The following is a 13,064-nucleotide window of genomic DNA, read 5'->3' on the forward strand; positions in this document are numbered from 1 at the left end:
ACTCTTACTTGAACATTTGCAGATGATTGACTACAAATCCATAATTTGGGACCAATCCCAACCGACACTGATGAATTTTGATGCCAATAATCAGAGTTTGGATCTGGAGCAGTATCACCAACTGCATAGCTAAAGTCACCGCCAATCGATGTAACATGCGCTGAGTTTGTGCCGTCTGTGATTGACACTGGTGTTCTTGATAGTGTGAGTTTGCGCCATATCTATTCGTCCAGCTTTTAATGATTAATGACTGAATGATGATTTGCTCATCAGTTTGGATTAGCAGTTTCATGATCTAGAAGAAGCTTCGCTAATACTGGCTTTCTATCACTTGCTTGATAAGTCACTTCGGCATCGTCAAGAAGCTTTTTGAGTTCATCTGCCGATATGTCTTCGAGTTCTTTGAGTCGAATCTGTTTGCGAAGCTCGGTATTTTCAGCCATGCCATCTGTAATGACTTGATTAAGACGTTTGATTTCAGTGTTTGCGGTAACAAGCTCTTGCTTAACCTCAACCAGTTCTTGTGTGGCCAACTCAAATCGCTCTTGAGTGATGAAGCTGTCAGGATTTACTTCACTTGTAGATCCAAGCTCAACACCAATTTCACGCTCAGGTAAATCAGCAAAATCAACAGCACCCTGCTCACGTAACTCACGCTCTTCTTCTACATTTTCCACTACGATCATTTCGTAGTTAGTCTGGTTGCCTGTGTATAAGGCTCTTGGGAATTCTTTAGGCATTTTATTACTCCAATACAAACCAGTCTTCAGCAAGCATATCTGTTTGGCTCGCAAGCCAACCAACTACCATTGAACCATCAGCGGCGTTCATATCAATATGGCTTGTAATAGTAACTGGAGCCTCAAAGCCACATTTTTCATAAAAACTATTTGGCTCTATATTATTAACTACACGACCCGGTGTTAGGATTAACCACATTCCCTTCCCATTCCAGCCACTACGTGCAACCTTCTTGCCTTGCTTTAAAGCCCAGATTGCAGAACCAAAATCAATCGTTGCTAGCTGTTTTTCATTTGACATTTTCATTACTCCAAAAATGACGACGCCCGCATATAGTGGGCATTTTGTCGTCATGGTTTTAATTATTCAGTGATACGGCATGCAAAGTCACGAACGCGTGTGAAGCCCCACATGATGTCGATACGAGTCTGAGTAGATAGGGTGTTGAAGTTGCCAGATGATTGGACAGTGAAACGTAAGCCATTTGCAGAGTATGAATAACCAAACTCTTTAGGCGTTACGATTTTCGCTGGAACAAATGCAGCTGTGAATGCTGATTCTTGGAATAGCAAGTTTTGCACATAGCCTGTGCTTGCTGCGCCATAGAAAGTAATTGCAGCACCATCAACAGCACTCGCATTTACTGTTTTGTTTGGCATTACTGGTGTGATTTCTGGATAAATATCAATATCCGCTGTAGCACCAGCAGAGGTCACATCTGCAACAATAACGAACTGCTGTAAGTCTTTGGTTAATTCACCAGTAAGCGGATGAGTTTTATAAACACCAGCAATAGTGAAAATCTGACCTGCTTTAAATGTATCCGCAGCAGCCAAGCCTTTGATCGACAATTTGCTGCCTGTTTGACTCGCGCCATTCACAGTTACGCCAGTAACCTTGTTACCGTTGTACAGTGTAGGCAGGTTAATTACTTCATCCCAATCTGCACCAGATGCACGACCAAGATTGGTTTCACGGTACTGGTCACTGATGTTCTTCGGCTGGAATAGTGCCTTGCTTGAATCAATCAATTCCATGTTGAGATCGGTTGAGATCAAACCTTGACGATTGCCTTCAGGCGCTAATGCTTTTTGCAGTTTTGCGCGTGCTTGGTTTAAGGTTTTGATTGAGTTCGGCGTTGTACCCGGTGTACCAACAAGATAAGGCGTGCGAATAATTGCATCCTTAATCATGCGCGCTTCAATGCTTGAACCGAGCGTTTGGATTTGCGGTTTAAATACACGCTCAACATATTCACGACGGCGCGGATCTGAAGCATCCAGTTTAAACACGTTTTCAAGATGTGTGGCTTCAAATGCTGCATGCACATGGTTGCTAATTTTTAGCGATACCTTGCGCTCTTTCCATGCGTCAATGGTTCCACCTTCAGCAAGGACGTTACCATCATAGATGCGACTTACACCAGGAATGCTGATTGATACTTCATCACCAACATCATAACCATTTACTTTTTTATCAAACTCACTCTCTCGTGAGCGATTGACTGCCATCACAAACGGGCAAGATTCTTCAAGGATTGCTGCGGCTTCTTGTGCAAAAACCTGAGCTGTATTGACTGTATTAGCCATAAATTATTTACCTTTCTTAAGTGTTTTTAAGTGTGCAACTGCTTCGCTGTCGCTCATCGTTTGCATGTCGCGTGAAGCTGGCGCATTTGCTTTAACTGGATTGATTGGTGGTGGTGCTTTGCTGGTTTTTGGAGCAGTAGACGTTTTGCTGAATGAGTCGACTTTTTCACTTAAAAGACGAGCAGCTTTAAGTTTTGATGACTCAGATACAAGTTCATGAAAGCTTTCATCTTTAGCCAATTCATACAGCAATCGTGTTTGAGTTTTTGCGTCATACCCAAATTCTGCAGCAAGCTCATCAAGAGAAATCGGCATAGGTAAATCACGAGCAAGCCCACTTTGAACAACCTTGTCAAAATCTGGTAATTCTGTGGATGCTTCAATTAGAGCAGACTCAAATGCCGCCTGTTTCTCTACTTGTGTTTGCTGTGTTTTATCCTGCTGAAGTTTCGCCAAAACACGATCTTCAGCCTGCTTGACGTAATATTCTTGCTGGGCTTTTTGGAATTCTGAGTAATCTTCAAAATCCTCAATTTGTGGAGCAGTGGTGCTTTGTGGTGCGCCTTGCTTAGCTTTAAGCTCTTCAAGTTCACGCTTATATTCCGCACGCTCACGAGCCAATTGCTGAATTCGCTCTTGTGCTCGATTGCGCTTCTTCTCACCCTCTTTTTCAGCTTCCTGCTTGGCTTTTTCTTCATCTGATAATTCAGTGTTTTGCCCGCCTTCAGGTTGCTGATGAGTCTGCTCAGTTTCTGTTTGTCCTGTTTCGACTTCTGCGGCTGTGTTTTGCGTAGCGCCTGTATCTACGTTGTCGTCAGTTTCAAACGTCATTTTGTTGCTCCATATTTGGCAATAAATCGCCACCATTTTTGATCAATGCGCTTTCCTTAATCTGATCAGGATTAAGAGCGAAGTTTGGTTGAGCACTTTCTTCAGGCATTAAAAAACCCTGCTCAGTGGCAGGGCTTTCAATTCCTTGTTGCGTCATGTCTGGTGGTGGCTCAAGCCCTCCAGACTGCGGGTATTCGTTATCATCAATGGCTTCGGTTGGTGCATATTGATCAACATCCTCGCCTTGTTGCAACCAATCTTGTGGTGCATTACTTAAATCGATTTGTTGTTTCATTAACTCAACCATGCCGCGCAACTCCTCAACATCAGCACGACCAGAGTTATTGATTTGAGCAACCTTGATTGCCTGCTCAGCATTCATTATTGCTTTTTTAATCTCAACCTCTCGATCAGCCTTTTTATCATTTAACGCTGCTTGAGTTGCCTGTAGATCCTGTGTGAGTTTTTGAATCAACTGATCCATCTGCGTGACTTGTGCCTTGATGTGTGGTGGTAACTCTTTACCATCATCAAGCAAAGATGGGTCCATACGCTTCTTCACGCGCTCAGCAATTGCTTTAGCGTTCACCAGTGGAGAATCCTTCAGGATTAAATCACCAGCAATCTGCGCCAATTCAGGGTTGAATTGCAGAAGTTGCAACATAATCTGGAATGACTGTTCGCGTTGAGTGTTGAAGCTTGGACCAGTATCCATTCGAACATCATAGCGACCTACAGTTAAGTCATTTAGCAGTTTGCCTTCGGCTTTCTGATACTCATCGGGACTGTTTGGCTGTGCATTCAACTTAACAAGCTCATCTTCACCATCATTGCCCACAATACGGCGTGTTATTTCCGTGTCGTACAGCAATGGGTATAAACCAACTAAAATACGGCCAGCGTGACGCAAGGCCTTATTTAGATTGTCTTGAAAGTGGAAATGCGCTGTATCAGCTTGACGCTGCAATAAACCAATCGCACGACCTGATTGCTGATTTACATCCTGCCCCATTTGCGGCGAATGCATATTTAACGTATCTGCAATCAATTGCTGCGATGTAACGGCGGCATTTAAAATACCAGATGGCGGTTGAGCTGCGCCGAGTTTAAATGGCGCCGGTCTTTGATTGCCCTGATCATCCAAGAAATTATAGTAAACCGCAGCATATTTACTCGGGTTTTCCCACTGATCCTCAAAACCATTCACACCTTGAGCATCTGCAACAGTAATATCATCTTGGTTCTTTTGCAGAATATGTGCTTCTGTTGACTTCCAGTAGTTGAATAGCCGCTGAGCATCTTTGGCAAAGTGAATCAATGAGAATACATTTCGATTCTCACCAATCCATGTGACCTCGCCATAAACTGGAATGATGGGGATATACTTCCCTGGGAAAACACCAGTTTCAAGCACTCGACTACCAGTCAACTTAGCCCACTTGATTTCAGTACGATATGTTGCACGTGATTGCACAACAAAATCATCAAGCACACCATCAAACTGATCTTTTAATTCGGATCTAAAACCTATAGTTCCATCATTAAGTAGTAAAAGCTCATCTTTTACTTGCTCAATATAGAAATACTCAGCAATCAACAATGAATCTTTGGTTTTGTCATTCCAGTCAAGATCCTCATCAAGTTCAAAATCAACAGGATCCTTTCCGTATTGATCCTCAGTGACTGATTTTTTAACCCATTCACATACCAGGCATTTCGTCATGTCTGAACCATCAAGACGACGACTCATAGGGTCAATCAACACAGCCTGCGGGTTTTCCACTGGTATGAATTTAGGTTCCTGATTAAACGAATCCTCACTCACATAATCGGTGGCTAGACGCAAGAATCCAATACCACCAAAAACAGCATTTTCCGCTGCCTGATCGTATGTATCCTCCGCATTGGTTGCTTCCTCGGTGTCTTTGATTAAGCCACCGAGGATCTTAGCAACCTCCAAATCAGCGTCACTATCAACAGGTACAACCTGAATCTGCGGTCGGTTCTGCCGCATGGTGTTGATTTGCTGACGCACAAAAGTTCGAGCAAGATTGATCTCAAGTGTTGGCTTGCTTTCAGCTTTGCGCTTGGCTTTCGCATCATCATCCCACTGAGCACCTTTTATGGTGACAAACTCTTTATCCTCAGTGGCACGGTCATACGTTTCTTTCCAGTAAGCTTTCGCCTCCTTCATGAATGCCTTTGCATCAGCCAAGATCTTCTCATGCTGTTTTTTATCATCTGTTGCCATGTTTTATCCTTGCCAACTACCTTGAGTCCTAGTGATTGGTTTTGCTTTCACCACAGGTGCTTTAATTGGGAATAAATAAACGATTGGGTATGTGCCGGCATCATTCATGTGGTCAAATCCAGCCTTCTTATCTGGCTGTCCATGCTCATCATAAATTTGACGTTCTTGACACTTAGCAAAGTGCGAGCACTTATTCACATTCACATACAAACGCCTTTCACTAAATGTATTACACAACATGCCATTCATTGAGTTGATGCGGTCTTTTACGGCGGGGTTTGATGCATTTACATAAACCTTAAAACCTGCTTGTTTCAGCATCGAGATATCTGACTTATTTGCACCAACCGTTTTTCGGTTATCGCCAGAGGCATCTGGATAAATGCCAATCTCATAATCTGGATAACGCTCCTTAATCGCTTCAATCATTGCGGGTGTATCAAACAGATTCACAAACTCATCAACTGCATGCATGGTGTCACCACGACGCACATAAACCACCGCAGCCATTTTGGTGACGTTAAAGTCCATGCCAATGTGAAGCGTATCGCCTTCTTTTACTGTTTCATCTGAGCTATTTAAAACCCGGTTAAAACAGTAGTAGATAACACCCTGATAACTCTCAAAGCTAGCCTCATATTCCTGACTGAATGTTTTCGGATCCATCTTGCGCTTAGCAACAATGATTTCCGATTCAGGAATATTCCCACCTTGTAGTGATGTGTAAGAAAAGCTGCGGCAGTCAGGTTCGTGTTCAGGCTGACCATCCATAAATGTGTCATAGCAATGGTTAAATCCTTTCGGTGTGCCAATTCTTAAAACATGACCACCAACACGCTGTTCACCATTGATAATGTATTTGCAAGTTGAAAGCATTGGACGAAGTACTTCCTCCCACGCCGCCCATTTACAGTCTGCCCACTCGTCAATAATTAGAAAAAATAGACCAGATCCACGGAGGTCATCATAGTTATCTAAGCCAACAACACGCATAACGTGACCACTTTTTAAAGTGATCGTGCATTCAGTTTCGTTTGGCTTTCCTGCACGCCATGATGGTGGAATTGCTTGTTTTAATCGCTTCCAGAAAACACGCTTGGCCTGTTTGAAGGTTGGAGCTGAATACCAAATTTCATCCTCAACAGATACGTTCCACTTAGCAGCCAATCTCGCAGCACGGCGCATTTCGGCTTTTGCTAAAAAAGTCTTACCAAAACGACGTCCACATACAGCATCACGAAAACGTGCTTCAGGTTGCCATCCCCATAAGTAAATGTTTGCCTGCTTTGGTGTGAGCTTTACAGCACCGTTATTTGGCTCAAAGAATTGGCTCATTTGGAATTTCCTCATCAGGGTTCAGGCTGATTTTGTAATCTTCCTCTGGAGGTCTGCTTTCAGGTGGATTTACTTCACGCTTGAGTTTTTCAAGCTCAAGACGTTTCATCTCAATTTCAATCTGCTCTTTTTCAGATAGCTCGCTTGTTCCAGTGGTGCTCCCCATTTGAATCAAGCTTTGAGCCTGTTTTAAGACTTTAGCTCTCATGACTTTATTTTTTGAATAATCCTCATACATCCCTTGAAGCTCTTTAAAATGGAAGGCCTTGTTAGCAATAGGGATGTTTTCAGTATTTTCTTTAAAGTCTTTGCGCGTTCGATCAAAAAGCTCTTTTAATTTCTTGCTTAGATTCTTGCCCATTGATTTTGTTGGGTCGTAAGCCGAGACTTGTTGACGTTCGATCTCAATACCAAATTCTTGTTTTACAGCATCAGCTACCTGTTGAGGTGTATCAAAGCAAGCAAGAGACTGAACTATAAAGATTTTTATAGGCTCCCTTAGTGTTGCCATAAACACCCCTTTGTAAAACTACGTAAAACAAGACAGGCAAAAAAATGAGCCATCAGGCTCAGTTAATTAGACAAGTCCCGCAACACGCAGCGATATTCTTCTCTGATACAAACGGCGCTTGCTTAGCAACCTCAACAAGCCTTTTTACGTTCTCGTTTGCTCCCCAGCGTTTGACCACGCCGATAAACTCTTCAACGTCATGACCTGCTAAGTAATGCTTAGGCAAGCCAGTGTGGTCGCTATAGATGATTTCACCATCTTCATCACGCTCAACACCAATGTGATAAAGCTCATGCTCGATCAAAGCACAGAAGTCACGGTCATTAGAGTTTTCACAAAAGCTTGCATCAATGGTGATTAGATAAACTGGAACATAACCAAACCAGTCACGCATCTGTTGCTCCTGGCGTGCTTTCTTCCACCCACCTTGGTTAAACATCACCTTTTCACACTGACCAAGCACCATGCGTTTCTTTGCCATGCATGCAGATGATGCCCAAGCAAAGGCTAGGAAAGTTTCGTCATCATGAAGTAGCTCAGCAATATGGTCATGATCTGGATTATGAAGTTCACCGCCCGGCGTTAAGAAATTTTTAATCACCCAGTCTTTTAATTCCACGGCGGGTGCAAGTCGAATTGCTTCTTCTTCCTCCGCCTGATCAATCAGATCCGTTGGCGGGAATGGTCTGATCTGGTCCATTGAATGATTCTCTCTTTAAGTTTTTGAGCCATTGAGATGCAAATTGAGCTTCTATCTGTAATGGGCCAAATTCATCAATCTTGTATCTATTGGCAGACTCTAAGCGAACAACGGTAAAACCCATTTCGGCAGCATGATCATATCGATCCATACTCCAAGCTTTATTTGCTAATTTGCCACGGCGACCACCCGACCAAGGACCGCCAGATATTTCAACCAAAATTCGATGCTCAATTAAATGGAAATCAAACCGCCAATGCTTAGTAGATTTGAACTGGAATTTCTTCTCGTACTTGATACCTAGGATATTTAAAGCCTGTTCAAATTCTTCTTCTGCTTCTAGATATGTATCTTTGGCCTTAGGTAATGGTTTTGCTCTGGGTTTAGTTTTAGGTGGGCGCTTTTTGGTTTTCCAGAAGTAGTCGTTTTCGTTCATAAATTGCGCCCATTAAAAAACCACCCGAGGGTGGTTTGCATTTTGCTCATTTGTTTTAAGGTGTATCAGGTTTTGTTGCTTCCGCTGGACTCTCACTCTCAGCAGTAACAGCTTTTTCATGAGTAGGTGTTTTCTGAAGAAACAAAACACTGGCCATTGCAACCATGATCCCAACACAAGCTCCAGCTATAATAATATGGCCAAGGATGGCAAAAAGAATTGCAGCACACAAAATTAAAATTGAAATAATAAATGCAAAAATTTGACCCCTGCTCTTAATATCAATTTCACGCGACCTAGCTAGGTTAAGAGCATCTTGCTCACGAATATTTGCATCATTGACTTTTACAGCTTCGGTAATTTTTTTATCAGTTAAATCAATCTCAGACCGTTTAACTTCCATCTGAAATAGCTGATTCTGAATTATAGCGTCCATGAGCTTTTCACCAACACCAGGTAAGATTCGCTCATAAGCCTCTAAATAATCAGGAGGAATAAAGGGTGATTCAACTCTCTTCTGTTCTATTCGAAGAAGCGCCCGCCCTATCTCCGGTTTAGGTATTTTTTCTGCTTTATCAACTTTTGGATTTAAAATTATTTCAGGCTCAGGGACGTCTGTTGCTTTGTAGTCTACGTCCCCATCATTATTCTGCGTATTTGGCATGCGTTACCGATCTATCATTTGGATTTTGACAAAGTTGATTGAAAGCAGAAGTCTGGGTATCAGCAATAGTCTTCCAACTCGAAGCCATATCTAGAGTTGCCCCCAATCGCACAACCTCAACAGTAGCAGGAGTGATAAAGTGTGCTGTATGTTTAGTCTCTTCCGGTGACATTTCATAAGCACTGCGCATACCTAATAGGAATACCTTAGCAAGACTCATGACATTTTCTCCTTAGACAAAAATACCCTATATGTCTTTCAACACTAGGGTTATCCACAACTATATTCACTATTTACAGTTGCGTCAATATGGAGTAACTACGATACTTGCGGTTTGTTTGGTAGCGGTTTCGCCTGAAGCTACGTTGTGACGCGCTTTACATGCGGTAATATTTTTTGATCGCGAATATTCACTATTTACAGTACAAATACATTGTTACACTTACATAATGAATTACGTACGGTCTTTGTCAACATCACCACCAATAAGAAAAGAAAAACCCCTCAACATCTAGAATGCGAGTGGTTTTTATATGCCGTAATACGTTCGGCTAATCTTTAACTTCTTTCAAACATTCTCGACACACTTTGACTTCTTCATCATCAACCGTGTAATCAACTTCAGTCGCACCATGCAAGCCAAATAAACACATTAAAAATCGGAGCATTACTTTTCTCCATGCAAAAAAAAGCCCACTTCAGCAGTAGATTGATGTGGGCTTAAACTAAGGACCTTGGAGGGTCATTTGGAAACTACAGCTGTTTCTAGAAGTGATCATGCATACTTGTTCGTGAATTTTTTGTGAAAAATTAAAACAAACCAGTATTAATGAATTATCCCTAATTAGAATCTGGGTGGCGGCATTCAACTTAAACCACTACGAATAAGGGTACCGCCATAGGTGCCCCGCTATTGCTTACACAAAAACATTTCCCAAGGCATAAAAAAAGCCCACAAATTATATTGTAGGCTATTAAAATTTAAAAAGATTAGTCAGGGAACTATCAACTAAATCTGACGCGCATATTGCAGAAAATCTAAACAGATTGCAATACCCAAATGCATATAAAATACATATTCATAGAAATTTATATTTCAGAATGCAAAAAGCCCACCTTTCGATGAGCTTTTATATACTGGTGAAAGCATAACAACTTGCCACCATATCAGAAATTTAAACCAAGTGTGCTGCACTGTCAAGATTGCAATACATCTATCTTCCCATCTAAATACGCAAGCCCCTTATCAATCTCTGATCTTACTAATGCCTTACTGCATTTATGAGCATTTGCGATTGAGTTATAAGACCATTCATTTTCATAATAAAGTATTAAATACCATGCTCTTGAGGCTAAATATTCACGGCTATCATTGTGCATTGATGAGAGTAATTGGCTTACCTGCACTGCCTCAAAATCATTAATCTCGCATGCTATAGATACGCGACTTGCACGAACTCTGCTTTTGTCATTTTGGTCAATTAGTATTGCTAATGGATTGGCTGTTACATTGAATTTTACCGATCTTACCCACAACCCATACTGTTCCAACCATTGATGGGCAGAACGCTTTGACCATGCCATCACCCCTGCTTTGACTGCTACATTCATACGATCACCCCCTAGAAAAGCAAAATTAAAAGCAACATCACAAAAATTAAAATAGATTGTGAAATAATTATTGCGAGGTTCAGATCCTTAATAGCTTCACTCTTAACTTTTTTTTCGACCACTACCTCAACTTCTTTCTCAACAGCAATACGCAAAACCCCTACCTGCCTAATCACAGGCTTCACCCCAGATTTAGGAATGATCACCAACTTCCCATCATCGAGAGCACAAGTCACACTATCCTTCATATCAAGCAATACCCTTGCACTCCTGTACCTTGGCTTCTGCGGGATATACCCAACCAACACTAATGGCGAGATAAGAGGAAGGCCATCCATATTGACATCCACATAAACGCGATCATTTTTTTTATAAATAACATCTGATAGATCAAATCTCATTCAAACCTCTCTTACATCTATGTTGTGCACTGTTTTCATCAAGTGTTTTTTGTTGCGATAACTCGCTAATTTTCTTGTCGCTACTGACTTCACATCTTCCACTACAAACTCTCCAGTAATGCGGTAATACGTGAAATCAGCAAAATATCGTAATGCTGGTTTTGCTCTTTTCTCCCCTTCAATCTTTGTCTTCGGTGCCAATTCAAATTTGGTGTGATGTTTTAAGTCTCGGATCTCACCACGTTGCTGCATTACCTTAAGTTCGATGTACCGCCGATGCTCCTTTTTGCTATCAAAGGTCATTCCATCTAATTCAACTTTTTCTGCTTTAAACTTGTTCCCTTTGCCTTTCCCCTTCGACTGGTTGGGCTTTGGGAACATTTCACGGTACTGGGCAACGCTGATTGAACTCATGCCACCTCCAGCAAGGAGCCAGAGAAACCAACCTGTTTTAGATATGATTCCCATTTTTTAGCTTGGGTTGGATCTTCAAGTTTCACGGCGATGCGTGCTGCGAGTTTTTCAAAAGACTCACCTGGTTCGCTGTACTTGCCTGCAAACTCTGGATGGTATGCAAGTTTCTGTGCGAAGGTCGCAATCTGTTTTTCAGAAAGGTGTCTTGGATTATTCGCTGCAGGTGTTTTGCTGTATCCCATTTTGGTGTCTTGCGAGTACTTGTTGCGATATGCGTTCAGCAGCCAATCAGCAAAGTGGAAGTTCATGAGTTCATCACAAAGGGATTTGTCTTGGTTGTAAAACTCGAATGCTCGTTTTTCTCGTTCTGCCCATTTCGCAGTCAAGATGGTTTTTGGATCGATGCTGTCATCGGCCAAAGAAATTTCTTCTCGAAGTTTTTTGAAGCAAAGCCAATCTTTTTTATTTTTAGATTCATCTGGAAGATTCTTTGGTAGATTCCGTGTCCCATTGTTGGGACTGTTAGGTGGGATTGTTGGGACTGTTTCAAGGGAACAATGGAACTGTTCCGTTGTTGGTACTGTTCCATTATTGGGACTGTTTAAATCGGGGCTTTCCTGATTAAAGTGTTCCGTTGTTGGGACTGTTTTATTTTCTCGTCCAGAAACACCACACAAGCGGTAAACCTTAACTTGTTTGGTTGCACCTTTGCGTTCCCCCGTATCTTCAATTAAGCCATCCTCAATGAGTTCAGCAATAATCTTTAATACGGTTTTACGGTCAAGAGTGGTGTCATCTCTTAAACGGCTAACACTTGGGAAGCATGTGTGGTCTTCTCCAGCACGATCAGCAAATGACAAAAGCACCAATCGTTTTAGTGCTTTTAGACTGCCACTTTTGCGCTCTGGAAATTGAACGCCCCATGCCCATTTTGTTGCATCTAGGCTCACGCTTCACCTTCCTTTTCAATAATCTGTATAAACCGACCAAACATCATAATTCGCTCAGCACGTAACAGGCTGGCAATGATCTCTCCTGCATACCAAGCTGAGATTCGGTGTTCATTCATCAACATCTCTACAAATTCATCACGCATAACTGCTGCATTGGTTTCATCACGATTAATCTTGCGCAAATTCGCTCTTCGAATATCCAGTAAGCCATCTAGGGTGCGAAGTGCTGGCTCATACCATGACTGAAGGCCTTGAACATATTTATGCTCAGGCTGTTTCTTAAGTACCTTGTTGGTAATCATGGAACCTCCGCTATTGAGTGTTCAGCTTCGGTTAAGCGGCGCTTGGCATTGAGTTCTGAAACCGTGGCTGTACGTATGACTAATCCAGACACACGACCAATGCGGTGGTCTGTATGCCAAAACTCCCCATCAAAGCCTTTCAAAGTAAACAGCTCTGTCACTGACAGTAGGTCTAGGGTTTTAAGCACTACAACATCACCAGTTAAAAAGTCTGCCTTAGGCTCAAAGCTCACTAAGCAGGTTGAGCATTGCTCTTCTTTAAATTTGGTGCATTTGCCAGCACATGGGTGTTGTGTTAAATTTGTAGTCATATTCATCTCCGCAA

At 42.0% G+C, this 13,064-nt stretch carries 18 protein-coding genes; all 18 read right to left on the reverse strand.

The window, feature by feature from the left end; translation table 11 throughout:
- Window positions 1–4: 4 nt before the first annotated feature.
- The gene (locus E0H94_RS14710) at window positions 5–292 is read right to left on the reverse strand and encodes a hypothetical protein (RefSeq protein WP_131327196.1); all 288 of its coding nucleotides are present in this window, start codon (window positions 290–292) and stop codon (window positions 5–7) included.
- Window positions 270–740: a hypothetical protein gene (locus E0H94_RS14715; protein ID WP_131327197.1), complete on the reverse strand. Its 471-nt coding sequence runs from the start codon at window positions 738–740 to the stop codon at window positions 270–272. Before E0H94_RS14715 ends, E0H94_RS14710 begins: the two co-directional genes overlap by 23 nt.
- 4 nt (window positions 741–744) lie before the next feature.
- Window positions 745–1,041, reverse strand: coding sequence for a DUF2829 domain-containing protein (locus E0H94_RS14720; RefSeq protein WP_131327198.1), 297 nt, complete (start codon window positions 1,039–1,041; stop codon window positions 745–747).
- Between the two features lie 62 nt (window positions 1,042–1,103).
- Window positions 1,104–2,330: a P22 phage major capsid protein family protein gene (locus E0H94_RS14725; RefSeq protein WP_131327199.1), complete on the reverse strand. Its 1,227-nt coding sequence runs from the start codon at window positions 2,328–2,330 to the stop codon at window positions 1,104–1,106.
- Window positions 2,331–2,333: 3 nt separating this feature from the next.
- On the reverse strand, window positions 2,334–3,161 hold the full coding sequence (locus E0H94_RS14730) for a hypothetical protein (protein WP_131327200.1): 828 nt from the start codon (window positions 3,159–3,161) through the stop codon (window positions 2,334–2,336).
- The gene (locus tag E0H94_RS14735) at window positions 3,151–5,412 is read right to left on the reverse strand and encodes a portal protein (protein WP_131327201.1); all 2,262 of its coding nucleotides are present in this window, start codon (window positions 5,410–5,412) and stop codon (window positions 3,151–3,153) included. Before E0H94_RS14735 ends, E0H94_RS14730 begins: the two co-directional genes overlap by 11 nt.
- 3 nt (window positions 5,413–5,415) lie before the next feature.
- Window positions 5,416–6,747: a terminase gene (locus E0H94_RS14740; RefSeq protein WP_131327202.1), complete on the reverse strand. Its 1,332-nt coding sequence runs from the start codon at window positions 6,745–6,747 to the stop codon at window positions 5,416–5,418.
- Window positions 6,731–7,258 carry a DUF2280 domain-containing protein gene (locus E0H94_RS14745; RefSeq protein ID WP_131327203.1) on the reverse strand — a complete coding sequence of 176 codons (528 nt, stop codon included), beginning with the start codon at window positions 7,256–7,258 and terminating at the stop codon, window positions 6,731–6,733. Before E0H94_RS14745 ends, E0H94_RS14740 begins: the two co-directional genes overlap by 17 nt.
- A 58-nt stretch (window positions 7,259–7,316) precedes the next feature.
- Window positions 7,317–7,958, reverse strand: a complete 642-nt coding sequence (locus tag E0H94_RS14750) for a putative metallopeptidase (protein ID WP_131327204.1) — start codon at window positions 7,956–7,958, stop codon at window positions 7,317–7,319.
- Window positions 7,918–8,394, reverse strand: a complete 477-nt coding sequence (locus tag E0H94_RS14755; protein WP_131327205.1) for a hypothetical protein — start codon at window positions 8,392–8,394, stop codon at window positions 7,918–7,920. The genes E0H94_RS14750 and E0H94_RS14755 overlap by 41 nt, the downstream gene beginning before the upstream one ends.
- A 55-nt stretch (window positions 8,395–8,449) precedes the next feature.
- Window positions 8,450–9,058 (reverse strand): DUF2335 domain-containing protein, encoded by a 609-nt coding sequence (locus E0H94_RS14760; protein WP_131327206.1) that lies wholly within the window; start codon window positions 9,056–9,058, stop codon window positions 8,450–8,452.
- A complete protein-coding gene (locus E0H94_RS14765; protein WP_131327207.1) occupies window positions 9,039–9,278 on the reverse strand; it encodes a hypothetical protein in 240 nt (79 codons plus the stop codon). The genes E0H94_RS14760 and E0H94_RS14765 overlap by 20 nt, the downstream gene beginning before the upstream one ends.
- A gap of 977 nt (window positions 9,279–10,255) precedes the next feature.
- Window positions 10,256–10,669, reverse strand: coding sequence for an antiterminator Q family protein (locus E0H94_RS14770; RefSeq protein ID WP_131327208.1), 414 nt, complete (start codon window positions 10,667–10,669; stop codon window positions 10,256–10,258).
- A gap of 11 nt (window positions 10,670–10,680) precedes the next feature.
- The gene (locus E0H94_RS14775; protein ID WP_131327209.1) at window positions 10,681–11,070 is read right to left on the reverse strand and encodes a hypothetical protein; all 390 of its coding nucleotides are present in this window, start codon (window positions 11,068–11,070) and stop codon (window positions 10,681–10,683) included.
- Window positions 11,071–11,484, reverse strand: coding sequence for a DUF1064 domain-containing protein (locus E0H94_RS14780; RefSeq protein WP_131327210.1), 414 nt, complete (start codon window positions 11,482–11,484; stop codon window positions 11,071–11,073).
- A complete protein-coding gene (locus E0H94_RS14785; protein WP_131327211.1) occupies window positions 11,481–12,434 on the reverse strand; it encodes a helix-turn-helix domain-containing protein in 954 nt (317 codons plus the stop codon). The genes E0H94_RS14780 and E0H94_RS14785 overlap by 4 nt, the downstream gene beginning before the upstream one ends.
- Window positions 12,431–12,739 (reverse strand): hypothetical protein, encoded by a 309-nt coding sequence (locus E0H94_RS14790; protein WP_131327212.1) that lies wholly within the window; start codon window positions 12,737–12,739, stop codon window positions 12,431–12,433. Before E0H94_RS14790 ends, E0H94_RS14785 begins: the two co-directional genes overlap by 4 nt.
- A complete protein-coding gene (locus E0H94_RS14795; protein ID WP_227548652.1) occupies window positions 12,736–13,050 on the reverse strand; it encodes a hypothetical protein in 315 nt (104 codons plus the stop codon). Before E0H94_RS14795 ends, E0H94_RS14790 begins: the two co-directional genes overlap by 4 nt.
- Between the last annotated feature and the right edge of the window lie 14 nt (window positions 13,051–13,064).

It is taken from the genome of Acinetobacter sp. ANC 4173, assembly GCF_004331255.1.
Classification (GTDB): Bacteria; Pseudomonadota; Gammaproteobacteria; order Pseudomonadales; family Moraxellaceae; genus Acinetobacter.

Bases quoted from the DNA above. Each gene is read 5' to 3' on its own strand.
- E0H94_RS14755 (WP_131327205.1), bottom strand. From the start codon at position 8,394: ATGAACGAAAACGACTACTTCTGGAAAACCAAAAAGCGCCCACCTAAA.
- E0H94_RS14795 (WP_227548652.1), bottom strand. From the start codon at position 13,050: ATGACTACAAATTTAACACAACACCCATGTGCTGGCAAATGCACCAAA.
- E0H94_RS14750 (WP_131327204.1), bottom strand. From the start codon at position 7,958: ATGGACCAGATCAGACCATTCCCGCCAACGGATCTGATTGATCAGGCG.
- E0H94_RS14730 (WP_131327200.1), bottom strand. From the start codon at position 3,161: ATGACGTTTGAAACTGACGACAACGTAGATACAGGCGCTACGCAAAAC.
- E0H94_RS14740 (WP_131327202.1), bottom strand. From the start codon at position 6,747: ATGAGCCAATTCTTTGAGCCAAATAACGGTGCTGTAAAGCTCACACCA.
- E0H94_RS14760 (WP_131327206.1), bottom strand. From the start codon at position 9,058: ATGCCAAATACGCAGAATAATGATGGGGACGTAGACTACAAAGCAACA.
- E0H94_RS14725 (WP_131327199.1), bottom strand. From the start codon at position 2,330: ATGGCTAATACAGTCAATACAGCTCAGGTTTTTGCACAAGAAGCCGCA.
- E0H94_RS14770 (WP_131327208.1), bottom strand. From the start codon at position 10,669: ATGAATGTAGCAGTCAAAGCAGGGGTGATGGCATGGTCAAAGCGTTCT.
- E0H94_RS14735 (WP_131327201.1), bottom strand. From the start codon at position 5,412: ATGGCAACAGATGATAAAAAACAGCATGAGAAGATCTTGGCTGATGCA.
- E0H94_RS14720 (WP_131327198.1), bottom strand. From the start codon at position 1,041: ATGTCAAATGAAAAACAGCTAGCAACGATTGATTTTGGTTCTGCAATC.
- E0H94_RS14710 (WP_131327196.1), bottom strand. From the start codon at position 292: ATGAAACTGCTAATCCAAACTGATGAGCAAATCATCATTCAGTCATTA.
- E0H94_RS14765 (WP_131327207.1), bottom strand. From the start codon at position 9,278: ATGAGTCTTGCTAAGGTATTCCTATTAGGTATGCGCAGTGCTTATGAA.
- E0H94_RS14775 (WP_131327209.1), bottom strand. From the start codon at position 11,070: ATGAGATTTGATCTATCAGATGTTATTTATAAAAAAAATGATCGCGTT.
- E0H94_RS14790 (WP_131327212.1), bottom strand. From the start codon at position 12,739: ATGATTACCAACAAGGTACTTAAGAAACAGCCTGAGCATAAATATGTT.
- E0H94_RS14745 (WP_131327203.1), bottom strand. From the start codon at position 7,258: ATGGCAACACTAAGGGAGCCTATAAAAATCTTTATAGTTCAGTCTCTT.
- E0H94_RS14780 (WP_131327210.1), bottom strand. From the start codon at position 11,484: ATGAGTTCAATCAGCGTTGCCCAGTACCGTGAAATGTTCCCAAAGCCC.
- E0H94_RS14715 (WP_131327197.1), bottom strand. From the start codon at position 740: ATGCCTAAAGAATTCCCAAGAGCCTTATACACAGGCAACCAGACTAAC.